The organism is Synechococcus sp. MIT S9504 (assembly GCF_047497135.1).
In the GTDB taxonomy this organism is placed as follows: domain Bacteria; phylum Cyanobacteriota; class Cyanobacteriia; order PCC-6307; family Cyanobiaceae; genus Synechococcus_C.
Window position 1 is genome coordinate 2,298,162 of sequence record NZ_CP138942.1, and the last position, 24,320, is coordinate 2,322,481.

27 protein-coding genes and 1 tRNA gene are annotated in these 24,320 nt (G+C 59.7%); 12 read left to right on the forward strand and 16 right to left on the reverse strand.

The genetic code is table 11. From position 1 onward, the window contains the following. Window positions 1-37: 37 nt before the first annotated feature. Complete coding sequence (locus SIB58_RS12820; RefSeq protein ID WP_066904706.1) at window positions 38-241, reverse strand: hypothetical protein; 204 nt, start codon at window positions 239-241, stop codon at window positions 38-40. Between the two features lie 25 nt (window positions 242-266). Here SIB58_RS12820 and SIB58_RS12825 point away from each other — a divergent pair, with 25 nt between their 5' ends. Then, on the forward strand, window positions 267-2,348 hold the full coding sequence (locus SIB58_RS12825) for a lytic transglycosylase domain-containing protein (RefSeq protein ID WP_067326379.1): 2,082 nt from the start codon (window positions 267-269) through the stop codon (window positions 2,346-2,348). Here the strand turns inward: SIB58_RS12825 and SIB58_RS12830 are convergent. Continuing rightward, on the reverse strand, window positions 2,310-2,819 hold the full coding sequence (locus SIB58_RS12830) for a hypothetical protein (RefSeq protein ID WP_066904710.1): 510 nt from the start codon (window positions 2,817-2,819) through the stop codon (window positions 2,310-2,312). The genes SIB58_RS12825 and SIB58_RS12830 overlap by 39 nt on opposite strands. A 120-nt stretch (window positions 2,820-2,939) precedes the next feature. On the opposite strand from SIB58_RS12830, the gene SIB58_RS12835 reads away from it, so the two are divergent. Together SIB58_RS12835 and thyX are read left to right on the forward strand one after the other, a co-directional pair. Then, window positions 2,940-3,485 carry a thioredoxin domain-containing protein gene (locus tag SIB58_RS12835; protein WP_066904712.1) on the forward strand — a complete coding sequence of 182 codons (546 nt, stop codon included), beginning with the start codon at window positions 2,940-2,942 and terminating at the stop codon, window positions 3,483-3,485. Between the two features lie 66 nt (window positions 3,486-3,551). Continuing rightward, window positions 3,552-4,277 carry an FAD-dependent thymidylate synthase gene (thyX, locus tag SIB58_RS12840; RefSeq protein WP_066904714.1) on the forward strand — a complete coding sequence of 242 codons (726 nt, stop codon included), beginning with the start codon at window positions 3,552-3,554 and terminating at the stop codon, window positions 4,275-4,277. 30 nt (window positions 4,278-4,307) lie between these two features. Here the strand turns inward: thyX and dcd are convergent, their stop codons facing one another. Together dcd and SIB58_RS12850 are read right to left on the reverse strand one after the other, a co-directional pair. After that, window positions 4,308-4,901 (reverse strand): dCTP deaminase, encoded by a 594-nt coding sequence (dcd, locus tag SIB58_RS12845; protein ID WP_066904716.1) that lies wholly within the window; start codon window positions 4,899-4,901, stop codon window positions 4,308-4,310. Further along, window positions 4,901-5,509, reverse strand: coding sequence for a cob(I)yrinic acid a,c-diamide adenosyltransferase (locus tag SIB58_RS12850; protein ID WP_066904719.1), 609 nt, complete (start codon window positions 5,507-5,509; stop codon window positions 4,901-4,903). Before SIB58_RS12850 ends, dcd begins: the two co-directional genes overlap by 1 nt. A gap of 143 nt (window positions 5,510-5,652) precedes the next feature. Here SIB58_RS12850 and rph point away from each other — a divergent pair, with 143 nt between their 5' ends. The 4 genes from rph (at window position 5,653) to SIB58_RS12870 (ending at window position 8,904) form a co-directional block, all read left to right on the forward strand. Continuing rightward, window positions 5,653-6,390, forward strand: coding sequence for a ribonuclease PH (gene rph, locus SIB58_RS12855; protein WP_066904722.1), 738 nt, complete (start codon window positions 5,653-5,655; stop codon window positions 6,388-6,390). A gap of 75 nt (window positions 6,391-6,465) precedes the next feature. Beyond that, window positions 6,466-7,200, forward strand: coding sequence for a global nitrogen regulator NtcA (gene ntcA, locus SIB58_RS12860; protein ID WP_066904724.1), 735 nt, complete (start codon window positions 6,466-6,468; stop codon window positions 7,198-7,200). Between the two features lie 58 nt (window positions 7,201-7,258). Next, the gene (locus tag SIB58_RS12865; protein WP_067326382.1) at window positions 7,259-8,470 is read left to right on the forward strand and encodes a DUF3084 domain-containing protein; all 1,212 of its coding nucleotides are present in this window, start codon (window positions 7,259-7,261) and stop codon (window positions 8,468-8,470) included. Continuing rightward, a complete protein-coding gene (locus tag SIB58_RS12870) occupies window positions 8,467-8,904 on the forward strand; it encodes a resolvase (RefSeq protein ID WP_066904728.1) in 438 nt (145 codons plus the stop codon). The genes SIB58_RS12865 and SIB58_RS12870 overlap by 4 nt, the downstream gene beginning before the upstream one ends. Here SIB58_RS12870 and SIB58_RS12875 read toward each other — a convergent pair. From SIB58_RS12875 to psbH, 4 genes are read right to left on the reverse strand one after another with little or no spacing between them, the layout of a single operon-like run. Further along, window positions 8,882-9,139, reverse strand: coding sequence for a DUF3146 family protein (locus tag SIB58_RS12875; protein WP_066904730.1), 258 nt, complete (start codon window positions 9,137-9,139; stop codon window positions 8,882-8,884). The two genes, SIB58_RS12870 and SIB58_RS12875, sit on opposite strands and share 23 nt — an antisense overlap. Then, window positions 9,139-9,768: an aminoacyl-tRNA hydrolase gene (pth, locus tag SIB58_RS12880; RefSeq protein ID WP_066905025.1), complete on the reverse strand. Its 630-nt coding sequence runs from the start codon at window positions 9,766-9,768 to the stop codon at window positions 9,139-9,141. The genes SIB58_RS12875 and pth overlap by 1 nt, the downstream gene beginning before the upstream one ends. Before the next feature lie 6 nt (window positions 9,769-9,774). Further along, window positions 9,775-10,014, reverse strand: coding sequence for a TatA/E family twin arginine-targeting protein translocase (locus SIB58_RS12885; protein ID WP_066904732.1), 240 nt, complete (start codon window positions 10,012-10,014; stop codon window positions 9,775-9,777). A gap of 22 nt (window positions 10,015-10,036) precedes the next feature. Beyond that, window positions 10,037-10,237, reverse strand: coding sequence for a photosystem II reaction center phosphoprotein PsbH (gene psbH, locus SIB58_RS12890; RefSeq protein WP_066904734.1), 201 nt, complete (start codon window positions 10,235-10,237; stop codon window positions 10,037-10,039). Window positions 10,238-10,323: 86 nt separating this feature from the next. On the opposite strand from psbH, the gene psbN reads away from it, so the two are divergent. Next, window positions 10,324-10,464 carry a photosystem II reaction center protein PsbN gene (gene psbN, locus SIB58_RS12895; RefSeq protein WP_066904736.1) on the forward strand — a complete coding sequence of 47 codons (141 nt, stop codon included), beginning with the start codon at window positions 10,324-10,326 and terminating at the stop codon, window positions 10,462-10,464. Here psbN and SIB58_RS12900 read toward each other — a convergent pair. Then, window positions 10,452-13,427: an alpha-mannosidase gene (locus SIB58_RS12900; RefSeq protein ID WP_082823359.1), complete on the reverse strand. Its 2,976-nt coding sequence runs from the start codon at window positions 13,425-13,427 to the stop codon at window positions 10,452-10,454. The two genes, psbN and SIB58_RS12900, sit on opposite strands and share 13 nt — an antisense overlap. A 61-nt stretch (window positions 13,428-13,488) precedes the next feature. On the opposite strand from SIB58_RS12900, the gene SIB58_RS12905 reads away from it, so the two are divergent. Together SIB58_RS12905 and SIB58_RS12910 are read left to right on the forward strand one after the other, a co-directional pair. After that, on the forward strand, window positions 13,489-13,608 hold the full coding sequence (locus tag SIB58_RS12905) for a photosystem II reaction center protein I (RefSeq protein ID WP_006172424.1): 120 nt from the start codon (window positions 13,489-13,491) through the stop codon (window positions 13,606-13,608). A gap of 112 nt (window positions 13,609-13,720) precedes the next feature. Further along, complete coding sequence (locus tag SIB58_RS12910; RefSeq protein WP_067326386.1) at window positions 13,721-16,996, forward strand: DUF3769 domain-containing protein; 3,276 nt, start codon at window positions 13,721-13,723, stop codon at window positions 16,994-16,996. A 12-nt stretch (window positions 16,997-17,008) separates the two neighbouring features. Here SIB58_RS12910 and SIB58_RS12915 read toward each other — a convergent pair whose 3' ends face one another. The 7 genes from SIB58_RS12915 to SIB58_RS12945 form a co-directional block, all read right to left on the reverse strand. Continuing rightward, window positions 17,009-17,479: a pentapeptide repeat-containing protein gene (locus SIB58_RS12915; RefSeq protein WP_067326388.1), complete on the reverse strand. Its 471-nt coding sequence runs from the start codon at window positions 17,477-17,479 to the stop codon at window positions 17,009-17,011. A 79-nt stretch (window positions 17,480-17,558) separates the two neighbouring features. Next, on the reverse strand, window positions 17,559-18,173 hold the full coding sequence (locus SIB58_RS12920) for a 3-isopropylmalate dehydratase small subunit (RefSeq protein ID WP_067326390.1): 615 nt from the start codon (window positions 18,171-18,173) through the stop codon (window positions 17,559-17,561). 63 nt (window positions 18,174-18,236) lie between these two features. Then, window positions 18,237-19,640, reverse strand: coding sequence for a 3-isopropylmalate dehydratase large subunit (gene leuC / locus SIB58_RS12925; protein WP_066904744.1), 1,404 nt, complete (start codon window positions 19,638-19,640; stop codon window positions 18,237-18,239). A gap of 43 nt (window positions 19,641-19,683) precedes the next feature. Continuing rightward, the gene (locus SIB58_RS12930; protein ID WP_066904746.1) at window positions 19,684-20,955 is read right to left on the reverse strand and encodes a competence/damage-inducible protein A; all 1,272 of its coding nucleotides are present in this window, start codon (window positions 20,953-20,955) and stop codon (window positions 19,684-19,686) included. Beyond that, on the reverse strand, window positions 20,948-22,093 hold the full coding sequence (locus SIB58_RS12935; protein ID WP_066904748.1) for an MraY family glycosyltransferase: 1,146 nt from the start codon (window positions 22,091-22,093) through the stop codon (window positions 20,948-20,950). The genes SIB58_RS12930 and SIB58_RS12935 overlap by 8 nt, the downstream gene beginning before the upstream one ends. A 90-nt stretch (window positions 22,094-22,183) precedes the next feature. Next, a complete protein-coding gene (gene glyA, locus SIB58_RS12940; protein WP_067326472.1) occupies window positions 22,184-23,473 on the reverse strand; it encodes a serine hydroxymethyltransferase in 1,290 nt (429 codons plus the stop codon). A gap of 99 nt (window positions 23,474-23,572) precedes the next feature. After that, window positions 23,573-23,646 (reverse strand) — tRNA-Arg (locus tag SIB58_RS12945). Window positions 23,647-23,738: 92 nt separating this feature from the next. Between SIB58_RS12945 and SIB58_RS12950 the strand changes: the two genes are divergently transcribed. Continuing rightward, window positions 23,739-23,993, forward strand: a complete 255-nt coding sequence (locus SIB58_RS12950; protein WP_066904750.1) for a 2TM domain-containing protein — start codon at window positions 23,739-23,741, stop codon at window positions 23,991-23,993. Between the two features lie 30 nt (window positions 23,994-24,023). Further along, on the forward strand, window positions 24,024-24,314 hold the full coding sequence (locus SIB58_RS12955) for a DUF3181 family protein (RefSeq protein ID WP_066904752.1): 291 nt from the start codon (window positions 24,024-24,026) through the stop codon (window positions 24,312-24,314). Window positions 24,315-24,320: the final 6 nt, after the last annotated feature.

The window sequence follows — 24,320 nt, forward strand, 5'->3', positions numbered from 1 at the left end:
CTGAACCAGTGACAGGGCCTCAGCCGCACGATGCCAATCAGTTCCATCGCTGAGGCACAAGCAGCAGTGCTGCCAGCTCCAGCAGAGCCCACAAACCCACCAGCAGCACGACCCAGCCAGGCAGCCACTGCAACGGCCAAAGCCAGCGCAGGCCCCACACCACAAAAGCCAGCCCTAAGGCCACAACCAGGCGCAAGCGTTGGCGCTGGCCAGGCCGGGGTTGCCGACGCTGAGCAACCATCCAGTTCGATCCTGCTGGGCACAGAATGCCAGCAGTTTCCAGCCATGGCTTGAACGCTCGAGAGACCCGCGGACCGCTGCTTCTCGGCTGCACCACGCTTCTGACTGTTCTGGCGATCCTGGGGGGTCGCGCCATGTTGCGCAGTCAGCACAGTCCGATCACGCCGGAGTGGAGCGATGCACAACTCTGGAGGCACTACCGCTGGTCCGCGAACCCTGAGCAGCGACGAGAAGCGGCCTTGATGCTGGGCAGCCGCAGCAGTGATTCTCCGCAAAGGCGCAGGCACCTGCTGACCGGACAAGGCTGGGGGCCAGCCCCATTGGCCGCCGTCGCCCTCAAACAACAAGCTCTGGCAGCAAAGTCGCTGGGCCGCAACCAAGAGGAGCGTCAGCACTGGCGCGATCTGCTCCGACGTTTTCCCACTTCGCTGGCCAGTGCCGATGCCCGCTATCACCTTGCTGATCGCCAGCCACAACTGAAGGCGGAGCTGCTCAGACTTCAACCCGCCCATCCCGCTGCTCTGGCGGCCGCCGCCGAACTGCCGGACGACGCCGACCAGGCTTTGGTCCAGGCCAATGCCCTTCATCTGGCGCGCTGGGGAGCCAGCTGGCCAGGAGCGAGGCGACTGCTTCGCCAGGCCTGTGGCGACATCACAGGCCAGGGACTTGAGCAGCAGCAGCGTCTGCAACTCGCCGCGGCCCTGGCTGAACTTGGTGATGGCCGATCCGCTGAACTTTGTCTGCAGGGAACGCCTCTGGCACCGTCGCAGGCGCTGACGATCGGGCGCACACTGTTGCGAGCCGACAAGGAACAGCAACAGCGCGGCGAAGCGATGTTGTTGCAGCTGGCCAAGGATCATCCGGACAGCCAGGAAGCACTGGAGTCAGCAGCGTTGCTGAGCGAGCCCTTGCGTCCGAAACAGGCCTTGATCGACGCCTTGCCTGAATCCCTCCAGAAACGGTCAGCTGATGTGGCCGCCGCACGGGTCCGTCTGGCAGGGGGCGAGGGAGGGCTGGTCGTGCTCAAACGTTGGCCAGGCCATCCAGCCAGCTGGCAACTGCAGTGGGACCTGGCTCGTGACGCACTCCTGACCGGTCAATGGGAACTGGCACGGTCATGGTTGGCTGCGATCCCAGCTGAACAGCTGCCTGACCCCCTGCGTGCTCGCCAGCAGTTCTGGCTGGGGATGAGCATGGACAAACTCGGAGACAACAACGCTGCCAGACAGATCTGGCAGACCCTGACGCGTCAGCAGCCGCCCGGTTACTACACCTGGCGAGCTCAGGCCAGGCTTGGTTCCGGAAACCTGCCGGCTCTCTCAGGCGACAAGGTGATCAGTGCCACAGAGACTGTCCGCCTGAACTCTGACCAGACCTGGAGCCCTCTCAACAGCGGCAGCCCGTTGATTGATCAGCTCTGGCGCCTTGGCATGAATCAGGAGGCCTGGGAGACCTGGCGCAGCGATGCAGGCAACGCCGATCCATCGCCGCAACAGCTCCTGCTGGAAGGGCGACTTCGACTGGGGGTGAATGACCACTGGACCGGTCTGAGCCGGCTGTGGCGGGCCAGCCTGCGACTGGTGTCCCCGGACTGCAACACACGTCAGCTGCTGCACAACAGCCTTCATCCCCGACCGTTGCTACCCCTGTTCCTGGCAGCTTCAAAGCAGGAGAAGGTGCGATTGGAACTGCTGCTGGCCATCGCCCGCCAGGAATCACGATTCTCCCCCGGCGTGGCTTCACCCGTTGGCGCCGTGGGGCTCCTGCAGCTGATGCCAGCCACTGCCGCGGAACTGGCAGGAGAAGAGCTCAGCAGCGACGATCTACGCGAACCAGAGCGCAATGCGATTCTCGGAGCCCGCTATCTGGCCGATCTGCTGGACCTTTGGCAGGGCAACCCATGGCTGACAGTGGCCAGCTACAACGCAGGACCGGGGGCAGCAGAATCATGGGTGAGCGCTGAACTGGACAAAGACCCTGAGCTGTGGGTCGAACGCATCCCATACCCTGAAACCCGTCTCTACACCAAGAAAGTGCTCGGCAATCTCTGGGCCTATCTGAACAACAGCTCAGGCAACGATCGCGGCACTGATCGCTGCACCGAATGAAGCCGGGGGGTTGGGCAGATCTTGCCCGATCCAGATGCCGGCGATCACGATCACCGCAAGCCAGAACGCCATCAGCTGCGGAGGGGGAACCACCTTGATACGGCTCAGGTCAAGGCGCGCCAGCAGGGTGGCGGACCCCAGAATCAGCACATCGGACAACAGGCTCAGGCTGAGAACGTAGAGGCCAACGGTGATCAACAGCGTGAGAGTGACCACCAAGCTGAGGACGCGACTCGATGCCATCAGCATGGAAAGCTGACGAAGCAGCAGATCGGGCATCGTGCAAATCACCACCACCACCACGGCCTGGATCATCTCGAGAGCCCAGAACGTGCTCACCGAAATCGAATGGGCCTCAGCCAGCCAGGCCTCCTGGATCGCCCAGTGATGGCCGAGGAACAGCGACACCACGAACAGAACGATCAGCAGCGGGGCCCGAAGCGGCAGCAAGAGGAAACGCAAGACGGGCATCGGCTTGGGGCAGATTCGCGGCGGACAAGCGTCGATCAACGACGCGATCATCTGCGGTCAGACGCTAGCAACAGCAAGCGGTTTGTCCTGTCAGAGTGGTTTCATTGATGTCAGTCCGGGATGAGCGACAGCGCTCCAAACTCCAGTCTCACCACACTTCAGAAAGTTCTGCTGCTGGTTTCAGCCCTGGTCTTGGCTGTCGGCCTTTTCTTGGTACGCAACGGCGGTTCGATCGAATCGCCGCTTGATCAGCTCGCCAGACGTTCACTCTCTCCGGAAGTGGCTCTCAGCAACGGTCGGCCCACGATCCTTGAGTTCTATGCCGACTGGTGCGAGGTCTGCCGGGAGATGGCTCCAGCGATGCTTGAGGTTGAGCAACGCCACAATGCCGATCTGGATGTGGTTCTCGTCAACATCGACAATCCGCGCTGGCTTGACCTGACCGATCGCTACGACGTCACCGGAATTCCTCAGCTGAACCTGTTCTCTCCGGACGGCACAATGCGAGGTCGCTCGCTCGGAGGCCGCAGTGAAACCGAGCTGGATTCGATCGCCAATGCCTTGATTGAGGGCAGCCCACTTCCAGCACTGGCCGGGGTGGGCAGCACCAGTCCTCTTCCGGAGGCCGCCTCGGCGGATTCCACCGGTCCACGAAGTCACTCATAACCCCGGTCAATGCTGACCGGGGAGGCGATGATCGACCGACACCCGTACCCGAAACCTCAAAACCTCATGGATTCCCGCTTCCGGGTCGAACTGATCGCCGCCACGCCCAATCCCCAGCAGAGCGTGTATGCCGGCATGCACCAGGACTACAGCGAGGGATTCGTGGTGATGGAACGCGACCAGTGGCCGAACGAAACGCGAGCTGGGGAAATCTGCATCAAACGACTGCTGGGTGGCATGAAAGGCCATTACGGCCCACTGGAACATGCCCAGATCGTGCTGAACGTGGGCTGGTTTCCTCACTCGGTGATGCAGCAGGCGCGAACGCACCGGGTGGGAGTGAGCTTCGATGTTCAATCGATGCGTTACACAGGCGAGCGCATCTGCCGTGCGGCTGATGGGGAACTGGATCTTGAGGAGGTGTTCTATCTGCGGCCGGTGGGTGAGTATCGAGACCGGCTGGGCAAGAAATACACCTACGTCCAGGAACAGAGACTGATCGATCTGAAACTTTGCCAACAGGCAGCGGAGCGCTATCGCGATCTGTTACGCGAAGGCTTTTCCGAAGAGCATGCCCGAGGCATCCTGCCGTTTGACTACAGACAGCATTTTGTTGTCAGTTTCAGTCTGCGAGCCTTCCTTCACTTCCTTGATCTGCGTTCCAAACTTGACGCGCAACAGGAAATCAGAGAGCTCTGTGACTTGATGTGGCCCCATCTCCAGAGCTGGGCACCTGAGTTCGCTGACTGGTACGAGAAAAACCGCCTGCACAAGGCGCGATTGGCGCCCTGACCGAGAGGCGAGATCCATGTCTTGTCGGCCTTAAACCTTGGCCAGTGTCACCTTTTCAGGTTGATGCTGGTATTTGCCCTGGCGATCGCTGTAGGTGGTGTCACAGGGATCGCCTTCGAAAAACAGCAGTTGGCAGATGCCTTCATTGGCATAGATGCGGCAGTCAGCTCCTGAACTGTTGCTGAATTCAAGCGTGAGATGCCCCTCCCAGCTGGCTTCAGCCGGTGTGGTGTTCACGATGATTCCCAGACGCGCATAAGTGCTTTTGCCCAGGCAGATCACGGTGATGTTCGGCGGGACCTTCATCTTTTCCAGAGCCACACCCAAGCCATAAGAATGGGCTGGAAGAATGAAGTAGTCACCATCGTCATCATGGTGAAGCTCTGTGGGTTCAAGATTTCCAGGATTGAACCGTTTGGGGTTCATCACTGTTCCAGGAACATGCTTGAAAATCAGAAATTCCCGAGGCGATAAACGCAGGTCGTAGCCGTAGGAGGAACATCCAAAGCTGAGAACAGGTGCAAGCTTCTGTTCAGGGTCCAGATGGCGAATCAAGCCTCTCTGAAACGGTTCGAGCATGCCTGCGGCAGCTTGTTCCGTGATCCAACGGTCGTTCTTGAGCATCAGAAACCCCTACGCAGTTCCGTCACTTGATCGGCCAGGCCCATGAGAGATTCCGGGATCGACGGTCCTGTGATGATCACATCCATAGAACCAGGGCGTGCATCCAGGCTGTCACGCACCTCAGATTCGTTCAGATAGCCCAGTGCAATAGCCAAACCGAGTTCATCCAGCACCAATTGATCGAGATCACCACTGGCGAGGTGGCGGCGACAGATCTGCCAGACCGCCTGCACAGCATCCACAGTCGTGGGTTCAGTTGAGCTGGCCGGATCTGAAAGACATCCCATCACTGCAGGCCTCATCCAGACCATGCGATCGCAGAGCGTGATCGCCGCATCAGGCCCCTGTGCGACTCCACCCTTGAGGAACTGCATCACTGCGACACGGCTGCCAAGCCCAGCGGATCGCAGTGCCTGACTGAGCACTGTGCCGAAACTGCCTCGATACGGGGCGGTATGCACCTGCAACTGCCCCTCAGGAGCCACCAGATGCAGTGGCTGATGAGGCTGAAGCGAGGGCAGGGGATGCAGGCCGGCACGGTTCAGAGCCCGTTGATCGGCACCGCTCTGCTCGCGGGAGCGATGGCTTGGGCTCAGGCTGGCTGTCATCTCGGTCGCTTCCGTCGTAACTGGAATCGAATCGACCCAGCGGAACTCGAATCTAGCGGCGAAAATGCAAATCACAATCCCTTTGACACCATCCCTGGTGTCTCTAGGCCAACTGGCAGGCTCAAGATCCCGAACCTTTCCCCATGAGCGAACCCCAGCGCAACGTTGGTCGCCAAGATGGCCGCCAACCCGCCGACCTCAGGGCCTTCTCTGTCGACTGGGATCCCATGGGTTTCGCTCTGAGCTCCGTCATCGTTCGCACCGGACGTACCACCGTGCTCTGCAGCGTCTGCCAGGAAGACGGTGTCCCTCGCTGGCGACGTGATCAGGGCCTGGGGTGGCTCAGCGCTGAATACCGACTGCTGCCGGGATCCACTCCTGATCGTCAGCGCAGGGAACTGATGAAACTGTCAGGACGAACCCAGGAGATCCAACGCCTGATCGGCCGCAGCCTTCGCGCCGCAATCGACATGGGGGCTTTGGGTGAGAACACACTGCTGATCGACTGCGATGTGATTCAGGCGGATGCGGGAACCCGGACAGCGGCCATCACCGGCGCATGGCTCGCCCTGCAGAAGGCCTGCGAACGGCTGCTTGCACAAGGCCGCATCAGCACCAATCCGGTCATCAACCAAGTGGCAGCGGTCTCTGTGGGCCTGATCGAGGGGCATCCTCTGCTTGATCTGGACTACAGCGAAGACAGCCGGGCCGATGTGGATCTCAATGTGGTGATGAACAACGCCGGCGATCTGCTGGAGCTGCAAGGCACTGCCGAGGGTGCACCATTCAGTCGCCGGCAGCTCAACAGCCTTCTGGACCTTGCCGAACCAGGGCTCCAGCAACTCATGGCCGCACAGCTGAATGCACTCCATGGGGACTGAGCCAGAAGAACCGTGTGCGTTGCTACAGGGTGACGGCGCATCGCTCCTTAACTTCCCCGCATTGATGCGTTGGTCATGGCCGAAGTGATGCGCGGCTTCAGTCGGACTGCTCCCCAACCTGGGCGATCCACAGAGACAAGCCTGACCAATGCGCCCAACCCCGCCAGCCGAACCCTGCTGGAAGTGATCCGTGATCTGGATGGTGCCAGCACCGAAATGGTGGAGCGGAACAAGACAATCTTTTTCCCTGGCGACCCCGCCGAACGCGTCTATCTGATCCGACGAGGGGCTGTACGTCTGTCGAGGGTGTACGAGTCGGGGGAAGAGATCACCGTTGCCCTGCTGAGGGAAAACAGCCTGTTCGGAGTGCTCTCACTGCTCACCGGGCATCGCTCCGATCGGTTTTATCACTCCGTGGCATTCACCAGAGTGGAGATGGTGACAGCACCAGCGAGCTCCGTGCGCCAGGCGATCGAAGCGGACACCAGCGTGGGATTGCTGTTACTGCAGGGTCTCTCCAGCAGAATTCTGCAGACCGAGACCATGATCGAAACACTCACACACCGGGATATGTCCTCCCGTCTGGTGAGTTTTCTGCTTGTTCTCTGCAGGGACTTCGGCATGCCTGGGTCCCAGGGCATCACCATTGATCTGCGTCTTTCTCACCAGGCCATCGCTGAAGCGATCGGATCCACCCGTGTCACGATCACGCGACTGCTTGGCGATCTACGCAATTCAGGCCTGGTCGAAATTGACCGCAAGAAAATCACCGTTCTCGATCCGATTGCACTGGCCAAACGTTTCAGTTAACCCCTCGACAGGTGAAGATGGGCAGCACCTCAGCGGCATGCCGCATGTTTGACCGTCCGTGACCGGCTGGCTTCTGCTGCTGTCCCTGTTGATCCTCGGGGGGGTGCTCTCCACCCTTGGTGATCGACTGGGTTCAAGGGTCGGCAAGGCCCGGCTGAGCCTTTTTGGTCTTCGCCCACGTCAAACCGCGGTGGTGATCACAGTGCTGACGGGGAGCCTGATCAGCGCCCTGTCGCTGGGGTTGATGCTGCTGGTGAGCCGTCAGCTGCGGGTTGGACTGTTTGAACTCAACGACCTGGAAGCACGCCTGCGCAGCAGTCGCTCAGATCTGAAAGGAAGCCGCAAGGCTCAACGCAAGGCCCGTCAACAACTCGAGGAGGCTCGCGCCGATGAAATCAAAGCCAGGAAGATCCTGGCTGATGCAGAGGCCCGGGCCGGTGAGCTGCGCAGCACACTTCAACCGCTGCAGGAACAGACGCGCCGACTTGAAGCTGAACGACAGAGACTCAGCCAGGACGTGCGCAACCGCGATGCGGAAATCCAGCGCACGGATGATGAACTTCAGGCGGTGCGCGAACGCATCAGCTCCGGTGAAGCGGAGCTCCAGCAACTGGAGGAGAACCTGCTGGCACTGCGGCGTGGAGATGTGGCCATCAGCAGTGGTCAGCCACTGGCCACCGTCACACTCAAGCTGGATCGTCCTGATCAAGCCCGGCAAGTGATTGACCAGGTGCTGCGGGAAGCCAATCTGCAGGCCTTTCAGAAAGTTCTGCCAGGACAGGCACCTGATCGCCAGATCATCCTCGTGCCCCGCCAGGACATTGAAAGACTGGAAAAAGCCATCCGAAAACCTGGCACCTGGGTGGTGCTGCTGCGCTCAGCGGCCAATGTGCTGCGTGGTGAGCGAGTGGTTTACGCCTTCCCAGATGTACGTCCCAATGTGGCCATCACCATTGAGGGAGAAGTTCTGGCCAAAACCACTCTTGCCAGCCAGGACACCAACCCGGAAGCGGTGCGAAACCGCATCAACCTGCTGTTGGCATCCACCCTGGCAGAGGTACGCCGACGGGGGTCGCTCAGCCAGGGACTTCAATTTGATGCCAACGGCGTCAACACGCTTGCCCGGGAGCTGACCGAACGCAGTGGTGGACTGGTTGAACTCGAAGCGGTGGCCGTGCGGCGCAGTGAAACCGCCGATCCCATTGCCATCGAGCTGCGTCCGAGCCGCCAGCTGCGCCCAAGATCGACGCTCCAGGACGACACTCCATGAGCTGGATCGTCTCGGTTGACCCTGGACGCAACAAGTGCGGCCTTGTCCTGGTCGATTGCGGCAATAACTGCGTCATCGAAGGGCGAGTGGTTGCAACTGAGGATGTACTGGACACTCTTCAGTGCTGGAAGCAGATCGCACCCATTGAAGGCATGGTGCTGGGAAATGGCACAGCCAGCGACAGCTTGAGAGAGCAGCTGCCTGAAGATCTTCCCGTCAAGCTGGTGGATGAGCGCGGCACCACCCTTCAGGCACGCAAGCGGTACTGGCAGCTGTGGCCCCCCAAGGGATGGCGGCGATTGATCCCCCGAGGCCTGCTACTACCACCCACCGAACTGGATGCCCTTGCAGCCCTGGTGATTCTTGAATCCGAGCTCGGTCGCGAGATCCTCTGGCCTGGACCAGCCCCACTCAGAAACGGGCTCGCACCGTAAAGCTGTAGTCACCGCCGGCTTCAAGCCTGTAGTCGGATTTCACAAGGAACCGAAGCAACGCGTCCTGAATCAGCGCTCTGCCCAGGGAGGGCTCCACGCTCAGCTCACCCCGGTCAAACAACCAGTGAAAGGTCCAGGTGAAGCCACCCGCCTGAACCTCTCCCTGCAGACATTTGTCTCTGAAGCTGTGCTGGTGCACCCGGAGATGAGCTGTGGTGACAGGCAGGGGCGCCATCAGGCCGGTTCGCCATCAGCAGCAGGAGCCAGATTCACTGCATTAATGGCATTCCCAGCCCGATCCAGGCCTTGTCGCTGAATGTGATCGAGGCCTGACAACACTTCGCGCAGCACGTCCTGGAGCAGAGGTTCCTCAGCACGGTTGAACTGACCGAGAACATGGGAGACCGTGCGGGCACGACGTTCCTCGGGATTGCGGCCAGGAGCGCCGATGCCAATGCGAAGGCGGGCGAACTCCTGTGTGCCGAGGTGCTGAATGGTGCTCTTCAGACCGTTATGTCCACCAGCACCTCCCTGCGCGCGCAGGCGCAGCCGTCCGAGCGGCAGATCCATGTCATCGACGAGCACGATCAACTGGTGAATCCCTAGATCAAACCAATCCAGTGCTGCACGGATCGAACGCCCGCTGTCGTTCATATACGTCTGTGGCATCAGCAGCCTGAGTCGATCACAACCTGAACCGACATCAGCGAGATCACCCTGAAGCTTGGACATCGGCTTAAAACGCCCACCTTCACGGTTTGTGAGCAGTTCAAGAGCCATGAACCCGACGTTGTGGCGGGTCGATGCATATTTTTCACCGGGATTGCCAAGTCCGACCACCAGACGGAGGTCTCCACGCTGGATCACCGGTCAGTCCTCAGAACCCTTGGATGATGATGCTGAATCCGTTGGTGAGGAGGATGGAAGTTCCTCTGGATCTGCCATCGCCTTGCTGATTTCCCGTTCGAACTCCTTCGAAGCCGTCTGAAATCCTTTCAGGGTCTTGCCAAGCGTCCGGCCAAATTCAGGCAGACGCTTTGGGCCGAACACCAGAAGCGCGACAGCTCCGATGACGGCCATCTCAGGGAGTCCGATGCCGAAGATGTTCATGGAAGGGGATGAGCGGGCCGAATCAGGCGCCGCCGTTCCAGTTCACGTTGATTCCCTCGAGGATCAGAGACTGGTTGTAGAGCTGAAGAATCACCAGCAGGAAAACCAGAAACAGCACCATGAAGATGCCCATGACAGGAGTCGTTCCCCAGCCGGGGACAACCTTGCCGTACTCGGAATTGAGTGGACGGAGCAGATCGCCCAAACGAGTGCGTTGTGCCATAGCGGCCCTGAGGTCTCGGGTGAAGTTCAGTTCCGATACTGTAAGGGTCCCGACCCGTAACAGGGTCGATCCTGTCGCGAGATTTGATGGAAAGCTCCTCCCCGGCGCTGTCGGTGTCGATTGCCGTGCTTACGGCTTTGTTTGGGCTCACCGGTTTTGGCGTTTACACAGCCTTCGGGCCACCGTCGAAGCGCCTGGATGATCCCTTTGATGATCATGACGACTGAGGGGCCAAGCGAAGCTCTTGCAGTGCCCCTGGAGAGATCACTGTTGAGTGCTGTTGATCCTGAACCCACCAGCCCTCGTCACCGGGCGACCAGTTCACCCTTGCGCTGCCTGGGTTGAGCAGCTGGAGCAGAACAGCGCCTTTGATAGCCCCAGCAGACTGATCCACTCGTATGGAGACCGGCACCAATGTCTCGGGCAGTGCCGGAAAACCCTTCCAACGACGACACAGTTCGATCGGACCCAACCACCCGGGTTCACGGAATTGAATGGCTGCCTGTGTGAGGCCATCCCGATACCAGCCCCGAGACACTGGCATCAGGGCGAGGCGATGACGATGCAATCGCTGATCAGCAGATGGATCAGGCCAGGTCGGCCCGCGCAACAGGGACACTCCCAGATGATTCGGTCCGGCATCAACACCCTGAGGACCGTCGAGCAGGACGCCAAGCCCACCACCCGAGGCTGCTTCCTCACTCGCCAACCAGGAGATCACAGGCAGCTCCCAACGGGCGTGTTCCCAGGGCGTCAAGGCAACAGCGGGTCGTTCGATCACACCGCCGCTGGTGTCCGCCGCCCAGCGAACAGCTGGTCTGACCAGGGGACAGACCATGCGAAGCAGTTCATGGGTCTGCCGCCAGTCGATGGTCAATTGCAGTTCAACGGCGGGGCTATCAGCTCGCAGCAGCACATCCAGACGCATCGCACTGCTCTCGATTGAGCTGCGCAGCACGATCCTGGCCACCAGAGGACCCTGCTCCACCAGCTCCACCTGCCATTCCGCAGCCATCGGCAGTTGGTGCTGCGGGTAATCCGCGGCCAGATCCCAGGCATCCCAGAACTCACCGTGGTCGCGGTAGCGCCTGAACTGCAGTGGCGCCGAGAGCTGATCAACACCCTGCTGATCCTGCAGTCGGGTCAATCCCCTGTGATCCAGCTCAATCATCAGTAGACCGTTGCAAAGGCGCCAGCTCTGCTCAGCAATGAGCTGGACCCTCACCGGATTCCGCACAGCAGCAGCTGTGGCAACCGCTTGGGGGTCTGAATAACACTCCAGAGGCAAGGCCGTAATCCCCTTTGCCTGCGGCAACTGCACCCACAGATCCCCGCCCGGAGCCGCCTGTGATGGCAGGTTCTTGCCCTCACAACACCAGCCGCCGCGCGGCAGACGAACCAGGGGAGACCAGCGCTGCAGAGGCTGAAGGCCGCACCAGGCCCAGCGTTGACAGCTTTGTTCAGGCCTTGAGTCATCCGAGGATGCACGACTGAACAACTGATGGAGACCGGCAGTCCGGGCCATTGCTGCACGACGGCGCGCACCTCGCCATTGATGCTCCGCCTGATCAAACACCTCGGGAATGGATGTTCCAGGGAGGATGTCGTGAAACTGCTGGAACAGCAGTATCTGCCAGTCTCGGCGCTGCCTGGGTTCAGCCCCCAGAGCCTCCACCACATCCGCCTCCCGCAACAACCTCTCCAGGGTGCGGTTGTGTCGTTTCTGATCCGGGCGTGATGTGGCACAGCCCCGATGCAGCTCCAAGTACAGCTCATCCCTCCACACGGGTAACGATGGCCTGAGCGGCTCAAGCTGCTTCAGGTACTCGCGAACCGTGCCTGCTCTGTGTGGGGCGGTCTGAGGATGGTCTTGCCAGAGCTTCATCTCTTCCAGCATTTCCCTGGTCGGGCCACCGCCGTGATCACCAACCCCTGGCAACCACAGCGCCTGATCCACCCCTGTCTTGACCAGGAAACGCTGCTGTTCCTGCTGCATGGCCAGAGGATCGGCATCCGTGCCGATGCCTGGCAACATCAAGGCCAGCAACTCAGCGCCACCGCGGCCTTGCCAGCGAAAAAGACGGTGCGGGAAAACGTTGGTGGCATTCCAGGCCAGTTTGTGCGTGCAGAACCAGCGAACGCCGGTGGCGTGTGCAACGGCCGGCAGCCCGGACGCAAATCCAAAACTGTCCGGCAACCAGGCCAGGTCATGTCGCCACTCAGGGAACTGCCTCTGACTGGTCTCCTGACCCAGTGCAAATTGCCGCCAGAGAGAGGCCGTGCTGACAAGAACACAGTCGGTCTCAACCCAGGGACCGTTGATGGGCTCCCAACGTCCCAGACGACTGGCCTTCTGGATGCGTGCAAACAGCGCAGGGCGGTGACGCTCCACCCACTCGTACAGGGCCGGGGTGGAATGGGCGAAATGCAGCTCCGGGAAGAGCTCCATCAGATGCAAAGCGGACCGAAAAGTGCGTTCCGCCGCCTGCCAGGTGTCAGCAACAGGCCACAACCAGGCCAGGTCCAGATGGGCATGACCCACCCAGTGCAGTCCACCGCTGGCACGAGCCTGCCCTGCGAGGTATTGATCAACCAGGGCCAGCGCCTTGTTGGAGAGGGGATCGCAATCAAGCCACATCTCGGGCAGCGACTCTGTCTTGATGCCCGTGAGTTCAAGGGCCTGGGGAAGCAGACACCCCTGGGGATCAAGAGCGGGCAGCGCGGGCTCCCGGACCAGATCGCTTCTGATCAGTGCGCCATCGTCATGACAAGGACTGCGCAGCTCCAGAAGCAACTTCAGCTCTGTCCCATGCCTCCAGTGAGCCGGCAGCTTCCAGCGGCAACGGGTGTCAAACAAGTCCCCTTCATGCACGAGAACCCCATCCACCCAGAGCCGCACCTGGTCTGCCCACCAGCTGAGCACAAGCCGTTCAAGGCTGTCTTCACAGTGTTGCCAGTGCTCCGGCCAGGTCATGGTCTGCTCGATTCGCAACCAGACGCCCCCTCTTGGCCAGATCAACAGTCCGCGCTGCGCCCAGTCAGGTCGATGCTGTGCCCCCCAGGGCTCTTCAAGGACGGAATGTCTGTGGAAATCGCCGCACCGATGCCAAAAAGGGAGCCGATCAAGGCGGCTGCGACTTCGAAACGTTTCAATCCACGCCAATCGCCGGGGCTGTAGAGGGGGCTGCATCGTGATCTCACAACCTTGACCCATAAGATGATGGCGCTATCCCAGACGCCGGTCGGTCTCCATGCTCGCCCTCAAGATTTCCGTTTACTCGGTCGTCTTCTTTTTTATCGGGATCTTCGTCTTTGGATTTTTGGCGAGTGACCCGAGCCGCACCCCGAGTCGCAAGGACCTGGAAGATTGAGTGCAGACGTGATCTGAACGGAAACCGTTCAGGGGTCACGACAAGCACTGGTCATTCCAGGACAGATGCGGAGGATGCTCGTGTGAGGATCACCGGCCACTCCTGAGCGGATTTGCCGGCTTCCCGATCTCCCATCACGATCACGGGACTTCTGGCTCTTGCTGCAGTCCTTGGCGGTCCAGCACGATCCGAAGGCATTGAAGACCTGATCGACTTCGGAGTGATTCCCCCCGAAGGTGTGGAACAGTTCGCTGACGATGATGGCGTTATTGAGGCGTTGCCGACCGAGGCTGAGCGAGCCAAGGCAGAGCAAACCGATGCAGAGCAAACCGATGCAGAGCAAAGCGAGGTTGCAGAGCCTGATTCAGTTGTTCAGCCTCCCCCTGAATTACGCCTCAGGGCCGACCGCCAGACCTACGACGCCAGGCGTCAGCTGTTCGTAGCTGAAGGCAATGTCAGTGCTGAGATTAATGGCGGAGTGCTGCAGGCGGATCGCCTCGAGTTCGACACGAACTTCAACAGCCTGTTCGCTCGCGGCAGTGTGCTTTATCGCAAAGGTGCTCAGTATTTTCAGGCCAGCAGCCTGCGATACAGCCTGATCCAGGGCAGCGGTTCGATGGAGGACGTTTATGGCGTTCTCGATCTGGATACCGCTGCTGTGGAGTTCAACCCACTGGCAAGCAGCCCAACAGCACCGCCTCCCAACACACCGTCATCGATTGAGGTCCCTGCTGAGGATCCAAGCCAAACCAGGCTGCTGCCTGTCATTGAAAGCACTGGCCTGGGATTCCCGTCAGCCATCGACATCGACCTGGAGTCATTCACGGCCAATCGCATCAGCCCTCAGGGAGATGATGAGAGCTTCTGGACCTTTGAGCAGCCGCTTCCCAGCGAAGAATGGCTGGTTCCGAACACCAGCAAGCCAGAAGCAGAGGCCGACATGGGCATGGCTTGCCCACCGGCCATCCCACCCATCCCCGACTGGCATCCGCACCCCTGGGCGATCACCGCCTGGGGCGGACAGATGATCGATTCCAACTTCGGAGACACCTTCCTGTTCAACGGAAGGATGCGTCCTGAGTATCTGCTGGGAGTCAGCATGCAGAAACGCATCTGGCGAGCAGGACCACTGCAACTGGAGCTCGAAGCTGATCTGTTTGCCCACCAGGCCTATGAACAGCAAGGGGGCCCGTTCAATCAGACCATTCCCAACGCCAATACCCCGGCCCAGACCTTCGGCGAAGGCATCCTCGGCATTGGTGCGCGCCTGTGGGTGCAACCCTGGCTCAGCCTCGGCTTCGTCGAAGGCATCAGCTACAACTCTGCGGTCAGCAATTACGAGCGCACCTACCGCGAAAATTACGCGAATCTGCTCAACTATCTCGCTTTCGAACTGGAAGCAGCGGTGTCTCCGGAGCTTTCCATGGTGGGCCGCATTCACCATCGATCTGGAGCCTTCGGGGCCTACAGCGGCGTGAAGGAGGGCAGCAACGCTTATCTGATTGGACTGCGCTACCGATGGGGGCAGGCTCAACCTGAGCCACTGGCTCCCGAAGCACCCCCACCGCTGGGTTGTCCTGATTCCGACCGCGCAGCAAGGAGCCAGTCACAGAGCCTGAGCGCACAGCTCGAAGACATCACCCTGGGGAATCCTTTGCATGAGGCAGAGGTCAACTCCGCCGCTGCAGATGTCGCACAGCCTTCAGCCCAGACCGAAAACTCGAATCTCTCGCCAGCGGAACAGGAGAAACGTCGCAGCGCGGCCATCGCAGCCATCGATCAACGGATCAGCAGTATTCAGCTGCAACAGCGGCTGGTGATCGAACAAAGCCAGGGTGGCGGTGACAACTTGCGCAACAGCGAAGTGCTGGCCGCCAATCGCTACGGCGGGGTGAAGCCCTCCCAACTCAAAAAACTGGGGAAAAGTGAGCTGATCACAGGCGAAATCAGCCGTTGGCGCATCCAGGCGGCCCAAGTGGAGTTCACCCCCGAGGGATGGACGGCCAACCGCATGAGCTTCACCAATGATCCCTACACACCGGCGCAGACGCGCATTGATGCGGAGGATGTGGTGGCCACGGAACAAGAGAACGGAGACATCCTGATCAAGAGTCAACGCAACCGCCTGATCGTTGAAGAGCGGTTGCCCATTCCTGTCTCCAGAACGCAGAGAATTCAGAAACAGGAAGAGGTTGTGAACCGCTGGGTGTTGGGCATCGACAACGACGATCGCAGTGGTTTCTTTGTTGGCCGCGAGCTTGAATCCATCGAACTGGCGGACAACATCAGCCTCGATCTACAACCTCAGTTCCTGCTGCAGCGAGCTATTGACGGCGGCAACAAAAGCTACGTGGCGCCGGGCACATCCATCGACAGCTCAAAGGTCAGACAGGGCAATGCCTTCGGGGACCTGTTTGGCCTCGAGGCCGAACTCAGTGGGGAGCTGCTGGGCCTGAACGTCAAGGCTGAAGCCGACATCAGCACGTTCAGTCCAAGCAATTTCATGAATGGCAGCCGTTTCTGGGGCAATGTGAATCGCTTCATCAAGCTGCCCTTGCTTGGCGAAGTGGAAACCCGTTTCTTCGGTGCCTATCGCTACCGCACCTGGAACGGCTCACTCGGCGAGACCGACGTGTACAGCGCTTACGGCGCCTTTGCTGAGCAGAGAGGCGACTGGCGATGGGGCAAGCTCTCAAACAACTACATCTGGCGCTTTGGCCTCGGCAATTACCAGGCGGAGAGCTTCACGAGCACCAACCTCATCGACACCACACGCGCCAATTTCTACGGTTCGCTGAACAGCAGCTATCCACTCTGGCGCGGCAAACCTGCTGCACTCACACCCGAAGCGGCCTATCGCTACTCGCCGGTAGCCATCGTGCCCGGCCTCACACTGCGCACCAATATCAACACTTCTCTTGCTGCTTTCGGTAATGGGAAGAATCAGAGCACCCTCAGCCTCACCGGGGGACCAACCCTCACGCTGGGCACATTCAGCAAGCCTTTTCTTGACTACACCCAACTGTCCATCGCCGGTGGCGGCACCCTCAAAGACGGAGACAGTCCGTTTGAATTTGACCAAGCGGTGGACCTCGCAACTCTCGGCATCGGCATCACTCAGCAGCTTGCTGGGCCCTTGCTTCTGAATGCAGGCATTGGCGTGAACATTGATCCCAACTCCGAGTTCTACGGCAATGTGATCAATTCCAACATCGAGCTGCGCTGGCAGCGCCGCAGCTATGACCTTGGTTTCTACTTCAACCCCTATGAAGGCATCGGCGGTTTCCGCTTCCGCCTGAATGACTTCAATTTCACAGGGACTGGACAGCCCTTCATCCCCTACACACCACGCAATCTGCCCAACGAACTTGAACGTCGACCATTCTGAACAGAACCCGCCCTAGTCCGGTCCACCCCCATAAATCAGATGGCTGCCGGTCAGGTCTGCACCTGCAAAACGCATTCCATCGGTGCGAACATCCGGCGCATAGGCATTGATCACAACAGCTCCACGGAGATCAGCACGGCGCAGATCGGTTCCCGAGAGATCCGCGTTACTCAGTTGCGCTCCCTGCAGATCCGCGCCATCGAGACGGGCTCCACTAAGGTCTGCTCCTTCAAGGTTGGCTTCACGCAGATCGGCATTTCGGAGGTCGGCATCACGAAGGTCGGCGCCGATCAGGTGGGCACCCTGCAATCGAGCCGAGCGCAGATCACAGCCGGAACAGACACCACTGTTCAGCAATCGCTCCCTGGCAGATCCATGGGGCTGTACAAGCAATGACTGCAAAGGTTCAGCATTGGCAGCTACGGGGGTCAGTGCGCTGACCAGAAGGAGAGCAGCTAGCGGAACAGGTCTGAACTGATTCATGGCAGCAGTGCCTCTGTCTCAGTGTTAGACAATCTGGTCGCTATTTGCCGTGGTTCATTCATAGGCATGGACCACCAGCTCAGAAACCATGCAAATAAGGGAGTGCTGCCATCGTGCGGGTCAGCTCCGCATCTCTGGCCACGAGCTGCCCTGTGGCATCCCACTGGCCGGTACGAAGCATGTCCAAAGCACCTGAAGCCAGAGCAATGGTCTGTGAGGTTGATCCATCACTGAAGGTGAGCGCCTGGAGATCAAGCGTCCATTCAGCGGTGGGATCCGCCGCTACCGCATCCTGAAGAGCATGGATCTGATCAGCTGTGGCCGTGGCACAGGGAATTCCCAGGGCGAGGCAATTGCCATGAAAGATCTCGGCGTAACTGACCCCCAGAACGGCACGGATCCCCCAGCGCATCAGTGCCTGCGGCGCATGTTCACGACTTGAACCACAGCCGAAATTGTCATTTACAACCAGGATCGACGCTCCCTGATGCTCCGCCTGGTCAAAGGGGTGTGCACCGGCAAGTTCCTTGCGGTCATCGGCAAAGGCCTGTTCCCCCAGAGCTTCAAAGCTCACACATTTAAGAAAGCGGGCTGGGATGATCCGGTCGGTATCGATGTCATCACCCCGCAGCACAAGTCCACGACCCGACACACGACCGATCGGGCCCTGAGGGAAGGCAATGGTCTCAGTCATCACAGAACAATCAGCGTGGGGAGAAAGAATCAACAGCGGGATGGAACTGAATGCAGTGCGGTCTTAGCTCAGCTGACGCACATCGCTCACCCGTCCGGCGATGGCAGCTGCAGCAACCATGGCCGGACTCATCAACAAAGTCCGGCCACTGGCGGAACCCTGACGACCCTTGAAATTTCGGTTGCTTGAACTGGCACTGATCTGGCTGCCTTCAAGACGGTCCGGGTTCATCGCCAGACACATCGAACAGCCAGGCTCACGCCACTCAAAACCAGCGTCGCGAAACACCTGATCAAGGCCTTCCTTGATCGCGGCACGAGCCACCTGTTCCGAACCGGGAACCACAAAAGCCTTGATGCCTTCGGCGACATGCCGACCGCGAGCCACAGCCGCCGCGGCCTGAAGATCACTGAGACGACCATTGGTGCAACTGCCGATGAAACAGACATCAACAGGCACTCCTTCAATGGGCTGACCAGGAGCCAGATCCATGTAGCGATAGGCCTCTTCTGCGATCGGACGATCAGCCGGGTCGAGCTGCTCTGAGATCGGCACACGTTCATCAACACCAATGCCCTGTCCAGGCGTGATGCCCCAGGTCACCGTGGGAGCAATAGCAGCAGCATCGAAGCGAATTTCATCATCGAAACTCGCATCGGGATCGGAGGCGAGGGAACTCCACCAGGCGACGGCACGGTCCCAGATCTCCGCTGATGGAGCCTCGGCGCGACCCTGCAGATAGTCGAAGGTGATCTGATCCGGATTGACGTAACCGCAGCGCGCACCTCCCTCAATCGCCATGTTGCAGAGAGTCATGCGCTCTTCCATCGACAGAACCTCAATCGCAGGTCCTGCGAATTCATAGGCGTAACCCACCCCGCCCTTCACACCCAGGGTGCGAATCACATGCAGGATCAGATCCTTGGCGAAAACGCCATCAGCGAGTCGGTTCTCAACCCAGATACGACGCACCTTGAGCTTGCTCATGGCCAGGCTCTGGCTGGCGAGCACATCACGCACCTGACTTGTGCCGATGCCGAAGGCGATGGCGCCAAAAGCTCCATGCGTGGAGGTGTGGGAATCGCCGCATGCAACTGTCATCCCCGGCTGGGTCAAGCCAAGTTCCGGCGCGATCACATGCACGATTCCCTGGCGACCGCTACCCAGGCCGTTGAGGGTGATGCCATGTCGGGCGCAATTGCGCTCGAGCGTGCTCAGCATCTCCTCAGCCAACGGATCGGAGAAGGGGCGTTCCTGACTGATGGTCGGAACAATGTGATCCACCGTGGCGACGGTTCGTTCAGGACAGCGCACCGGCAGTCCCTTGTCATCCAGGGCTGCAAACGCCTGAGGACTGGTGACCTCGTGAATCAGATGCAGACCGATGAACAGCTGCGTGGCACCTCCGGGAAGATCCGCGACGCAATGCAGATCCCAAACCTTGTCGTAGAGGGTTCCGCTGCTCATCCGATGTCAGCCGTCAACAGCCAACACTAATCGCCGACATCCATTACCCAGCCTCCATCAGACGCAACCGCAATCGATTGAGAGCCTCTCCGACGCTCACGGTCCGGACCCAGTTCCTTCCGCGCGTTTCACCCAGACGGATGGGCTGACTGAAACAACCATCGGGACCAGCGACGGCGATGTGCACCAACCCAACAGGCTTCTCATCTGTGCCACCCCCTGGGCCGGCAATACCGGTGATCGCCATCGACCAGTCGCTCCCCGTGACGCGACGCGCCCCCTCCGCCATGGCTTGAGCCACAGGATCACTGACCGCCCCGAACTGCTCAAGAAGCTCCGCTGAAACACCTAGCAAATGCTGTTTGACGGCATTGGAGTAGGCGATCACTCCGCCCAGCAGAACATCGGAGGATCCTGGGATCGCCGTGAGTTCAGCCCCCAGCCCACCGCCGGTGCAGGATTCAGCGACCGCAAGCGTTTGTTTCCGCATGCGCAGCTGTTCGAGAACCACACAAGCCAGCGACTGCTCATCACAGCCAAAACAGAGCTTGCCGGTGCGCTGACGCAGCTCAGCTTCTGTGGAATCCAGCAGCCTCAGAGCCTCAACTTCGGCTGCGGCATGGGCCGTGATACGCAGTTTGACCTCACCACGACCGGCATAGGGAGCCACCGTGGGATTGGTCTGGTCCAGCAGATCATGGAGCTGCTCAGCAAGGCTGGACTCACCGATGCCCCAAAAACGCATCAATCGACTGCTGAACACTCCTTTGGACAGCCCGGATTGTTCAAACCACGGCACTGCAGTGGCTTGCCACATCGCCCTCATCTCGCTGGGCACCCCTGGGAAGGTGAGCACAGTGAATCCCTCCACCGGGGACCAGATCATTCCTGGAGCCGTTCCAGTGGCGTTGGGGAGAAGGGTTGCACCAAGCGGCAATAAAGCCTGCCGGCGTGTCTCGGGTCCAGCCTGCCGGCCGCGACTGCGGGCTTTGGCAGTGATGTCGTCCCAGACCTCAGGGCGCTCCTCCAACGCTGTGGAGAACGCAGCGGCAATCGCTTCGGTGGTGAGGTCGTCGGGCGTCGGCCCCAGGCCTCCGGTGGTGATCAGTACCCGTGAACGGCGGGAGATGGCCTGCACCTCAGCGATCAAACGTTCACGGTTGTCCCCCACAACGGTTTGTCGGTAATGAGGCAATCCAAGCGTTGCCAGTTGCTCTGCAAGCCAGCGTGCATTGCCGTTAACAATGTTGCCGAGCAGCAGCTCGGTTCCGATGCAGAGAATCTCCACCCCAGAGGGAGGGGATGCTTCAGCCACGGGAATCCGAACAGCACGACTGGGCGCACTTTTCCTGAGGTTCCTGCTCAGACGCCTCAAGTGCAATGTCACTGTGGCGATGACGCTGCATCACCATCACGGTTCCCACGAGAATCGCTGTGGCCAATGCCAGCCAGAGGAAACGCATTTCCACATTGGCCACCACCATGGCGATCGACGCCAACCACTGGGTGAAGACGTAAATCAGCAGGACGGTTCTGCGATGACTGAATCCTGCACGCAGCAAACGATGGTGCAGATGGCGACGGTCTGGATAAAAAGGTGAACGGCCGGAGCGCAAGCGCCCCATGATCACCGCTGACATGTCTGCCAGAGGAAGGGAAAGAATCAGCAGCGGCAATAGCAGGCTGACCGTTGTGAGTCCCTTGGCAGGCCCAACGATGCTGATCGCCGCGAGACTGAATCCCAGGAAATAGGAGCCTCCATCGCCCATGAAAATACGGGCCGGATTGAAGTTGTGTCTGAGGAATCCAAGACAGCATCCAGCCAGAGATGCTGCCAGGAAAGCTGCTGCCACCTGATGCAGGGAGAAGCTGACTGACACCAGGCCGATCGCAGCGATACCGGCGACGCCGGCAGCCAAACCGTCGAGTCCATCCAGCCAGTTGATCGCATTGGTGATGCCGACAAGCCAGATCACAGTGGCAAGAAGACTGATCACATCAGGCAGGATGACGGCTTCGGCGCTGCTGGAGAGCCAGGGCAGGTCAATCGCACCGATTTGAACACCCTGTGACCAGACCACCACAGCCACAGCGACCTGCCCAGCCAGACGAGGCCATGGAGACAAGGAAAAGAGATCGTCGGCAAGGCCGATCACGAAAAAGCACAGTGATCCAGCCAGGGTTGTCCAGATGAGCTGATCACGGGCCGGGGTCAGCATGCCAAACCCCCCGAATAACCAGGTCAAACCAAGCGCAAGGCAGAATCCGAGCACCATGGCGATGCCGCCGAGACGAACCATCGGAACGCTGTGCTGCTTGCGTTCGTCGGGGGTATCAGTAAAGCCGTGCCTGAGTCCGAGCCGCCTCACCATTGGCGCAATCGCTGTAGTGATCAACGTCGACGAGACGAAGATCCCGACAGCAACTGCGAGGGGAGTACTCGCGAGAGTCAAACAGAACTCCGGAGGTGGCGACCCTGAAGGGGACGAAACAACAGGATCCTAGGCAGACCTCTGTGCAGGATCCAGTGGACCTTGGTCCAGTCAGGCAAGCGCCGGCTCCGCAGCCGTGGCGTAGAGGGGAAAACGGCTGCAAAGGCTGGCAACTCTCTCCAGGCAACGGGCCTGGACGGCGTCGTCCTCAGGGTTAAGCAAGCGGTCAGCAATCACATCCGCCACTTCACGGAAGGCTGCGGCATCAAAGCCCCGTGTGGTGAGAGCTGCAGTACCGAGACGCAAGCCGCTGGTGACGAAGGGCGATTCGGGGTCAAAGGGAACGGTGTTCTTGTTGGCGGTGATGTGCACATCACTCACGAGCAGATCCGCCACCTTTCCGGTCATGCCGATCCCCCTCAGATCGAGGAGAACCACATGGTTCTCGGTGCCACCGCTCACCACATCGATGCCCCGCTCGATCAGGCGCTCCGCCAGGGCGGAAGCATTGGTCACCACCTGCTGGCTGTAGGTCTTGAACGAGGGCAGTAGCGCTTCTCCAAAGGCGACCGCCTTGGCAGCGATGACATGCTCCAAAGGACCGCCCTGACTACCGGGAAACACGGCTTTGTCGAATTTTTTGGCAAACTCCGCATCGCGGCAGAGGATCAGGCCGCCACGGGGACCGCGCAATGTTTTATGTGTGGTGGTGGTCACGACATCGCAGTGAGGGACAGGGCTTGGATGAACACCAGCAGCCACAAGTCCAGCGATGTGAGCCATATCTGCAAGCAGGTAGGCACCCACCTCATCAGCGATCGCGCGGAAAGCTGCGAAATCGATGATGCGGGGATAAGCGGAGTACCCACACACAATCAGCTTCGGCTTCTGCTCGAGCGCCAATGCCCGGATCGCCTCCATATCAAGGCGCTGGGTTTGCTCGTCAACGCCGTACTGAACCACGTTGAACCACTTGCCGCTGACGTTGACGGGAGAGCCGTGGGTGAGATGGCCTCCATGGGATAGGTCAAGACCCATAATCGTGTCGCCGGGCTGAAGCAGCGCCAGGAACACGGCAAAGTTCGCCTGAGCACCGCTGTGAGGCTGAACATTGGCCCAGGCTGCACCGAACAGCTGCTTGGCACGTTCGATCGCGAGCTCTTCAATCGCATCGACATGCTCACAACCGCCGTAATAGCGCTTGCTCGGCAACCCTTCGGCGTACTTGTTGGTCAGCACAGAACCCTGAGCTTCCATCACCGCCCTGGACGCGAAATTCTCGGAGGCAATCAGCTCCAGATGAGTCTCCTGGCGCTTCTGCTCCTGATCAATCAGACCGGCAATGGCCGGGTCGGAGGATGCCAGAGAGGCATTGATCGGGGCCGAAGCGAAATCCGCCATGCGTCGAAATATTGCTTTGCCCGAATCGTAAGCAACGAGCCCTGCCGTGACGCGGAAGGACGCGAGCAAAAAAAAACTGCCCTGAGGCAGTTTCGCAAGCGCGCCTGGAGAGATTCGAACTCCCGACCCTCTGATCCGTAGTCAGATGCTCTAATCCGCTGAGCTACAAGCGCTGGCGTCACACCATCTGACCCCAAGAAGGTGCCGTTCGTCAACTGGCGCACATCCGCGCGCCAGAATCGTTGCACTGCAACGACACTTCCCAATGCCCATCCGCTGGTATGGCACCGGTGACAACACGGATCCCAGGTACCGGCACTTCAGCCGGATTGTGAATTTCACACTGCATGCTGGGGCTTTCGCTGCAGTGAACAGCGGTCTTTGGTTTATCCAGTCGATAAGACACCCATGGAATCACCTGGATTTCTTCACTGAAATCTGGTTTGCCGCCCTGTTGATCCACCTCACAGTTGTGTTGAAGCAACGCCCGATTGAGGACGCGGACAGCCGTGAATCCTGACGGCACGATGGTTCAAGACACCCTCTCGCCATGACTCTTGATGCGGCTGACCTGAAAGACCTCACTGCAGCACTGAGTGACAGGCTGTATCTCCAGGTTGCTGGCTGGCATCTTTACCTCGGTGATGCCGGTCTGGCGGAGACTCTCGCCATTGAATGCAGTGCTCTGCTGGACCAGGGGCCAGCCGTCTGCGCTCGACGCGCACTGGAAGCCGTGCAGGTCCCCATCGGCGCTGGGAGCAGTCGACTGCCGCTTTCACGCTTGTTGCCGTCCTCTCAACTTTCCGAGTTGGAGCAGATTCTCGAGGACCACTGCCGATAAGGTTGC

Bases quoted from the DNA above. Each gene is read 5' to 3' on its own strand.
- SIB58_RS12820 (WP_066904706.1), bottom strand. From the start codon at position 241: ATGGTTGCTCAGCGTCGGCAACCCCGGCCTGGCCAGCGCCAACGCTTG.
- SIB58_RS12825 (WP_067326379.1), top strand. From the start codon at position 267: ATGCCAGCAGTTTCCAGCCATGGCTTGAACGCTCGAGAGACCCGCGGA.
- SIB58_RS12830 (WP_066904710.1), bottom strand. From the start codon at position 2,819: ATGCCCGTCTTGCGTTTCCTCTTGCTGCCGCTTCGGGCCCCGCTGCTG.
- SIB58_RS12835 (WP_066904712.1), top strand. From the start codon at position 2,940: ATGAGCGACAGCGCTCCAAACTCCAGTCTCACCACACTTCAGAAAGTT.
- thyX (WP_066904714.1), top strand. From the start codon at position 3,552: ATGGATTCCCGCTTCCGGGTCGAACTGATCGCCGCCACGCCCAATCCC.
- dcd (WP_066904716.1), bottom strand. From the start codon at position 4,901: ATGCTCAAGAACGACCGTTGGATCACGGAACAAGCTGCCGCAGGCATG.
- SIB58_RS12850 (WP_066904719.1), bottom strand. From the start codon at position 5,509: ATGACAGCCAGCCTGAGCCCAAGCCATCGCTCCCGCGAGCAGAGCGGT.
- rph (WP_066904722.1), top strand. From the start codon at position 5,653: ATGAGCGAACCCCAGCGCAACGTTGGTCGCCAAGATGGCCGCCAACCC.
- ntcA (WP_066904724.1), top strand. From the start codon at position 6,466: ATGGCCGAAGTGATGCGCGGCTTCAGTCGGACTGCTCCCCAACCTGGG.
- SIB58_RS12870 (WP_066904728.1), top strand. From the start codon at position 8,467: ATGAGCTGGATCGTCTCGGTTGACCCTGGACGCAACAAGTGCGGCCTT.
- SIB58_RS12875 (WP_066904730.1), bottom strand. From the start codon at position 9,139: ATGGCGCCCCTGCCTGTCACCACAGCTCATCTCCGGGTGCACCAGCAC.
- SIB58_RS12885 (WP_066904732.1), bottom strand. From the start codon at position 10,014: ATGAACATCTTCGGCATCGGACTCCCTGAGATGGCCGTCATCGGAGCT.
- psbH (WP_066904734.1), bottom strand. From the start codon at position 10,237: ATGGCACAACGCACTCGTTTGGGCGATCTGCTCCGTCCACTCAATTCC.
- psbN (WP_066904736.1), top strand. From the start codon at position 10,324: ATGGAAAGCTCCTCCCCGGCGCTGTCGGTGTCGATTGCCGTGCTTACG.
- SIB58_RS12900 (WP_082823359.1), bottom strand. From the start codon at position 13,427: ATGCAGCCCCCTCTACAGCCCCGGCGATTGGCGTGGATTGAAACGTTT.
- SIB58_RS12905 (WP_006172424.1), top strand. From the start codon at position 13,489: ATGCTCGCCCTCAAGATTTCCGTTTACTCGGTCGTCTTCTTTTTTATC.
- SIB58_RS12915 (WP_067326388.1), bottom strand. From the start codon at position 17,479: ATGAATCAGTTCAGACCTGTTCCGCTAGCTGCTCTCCTTCTGGTCAGC.
- SIB58_RS12920 (WP_067326390.1), bottom strand. From the start codon at position 18,173: ATGACTGAGACCATTGCCTTCCCTCAGGGCCCGATCGGTCGTGTGTCG.
- leuC (WP_066904744.1), bottom strand. From the start codon at position 19,640: ATGAGCAGCGGAACCCTCTACGACAAGGTTTGGGATCTGCATTGCGTC.
- glyA (WP_067326472.1), bottom strand. From the start codon at position 23,473: ATGGCGGATTTCGCTTCGGCCCCGATCAATGCCTCTCTGGCATCCTCC.
- SIB58_RS12950 (WP_066904750.1), top strand. From the start codon at position 23,739: ATGCCCATCCGCTGGTATGGCACCGGTGACAACACGGATCCCAGGTAC.
- SIB58_RS12955 (WP_066904752.1), top strand. From the start codon at position 24,024: ATGACTCTTGATGCGGCTGACCTGAAAGACCTCACTGCAGCACTGAGT.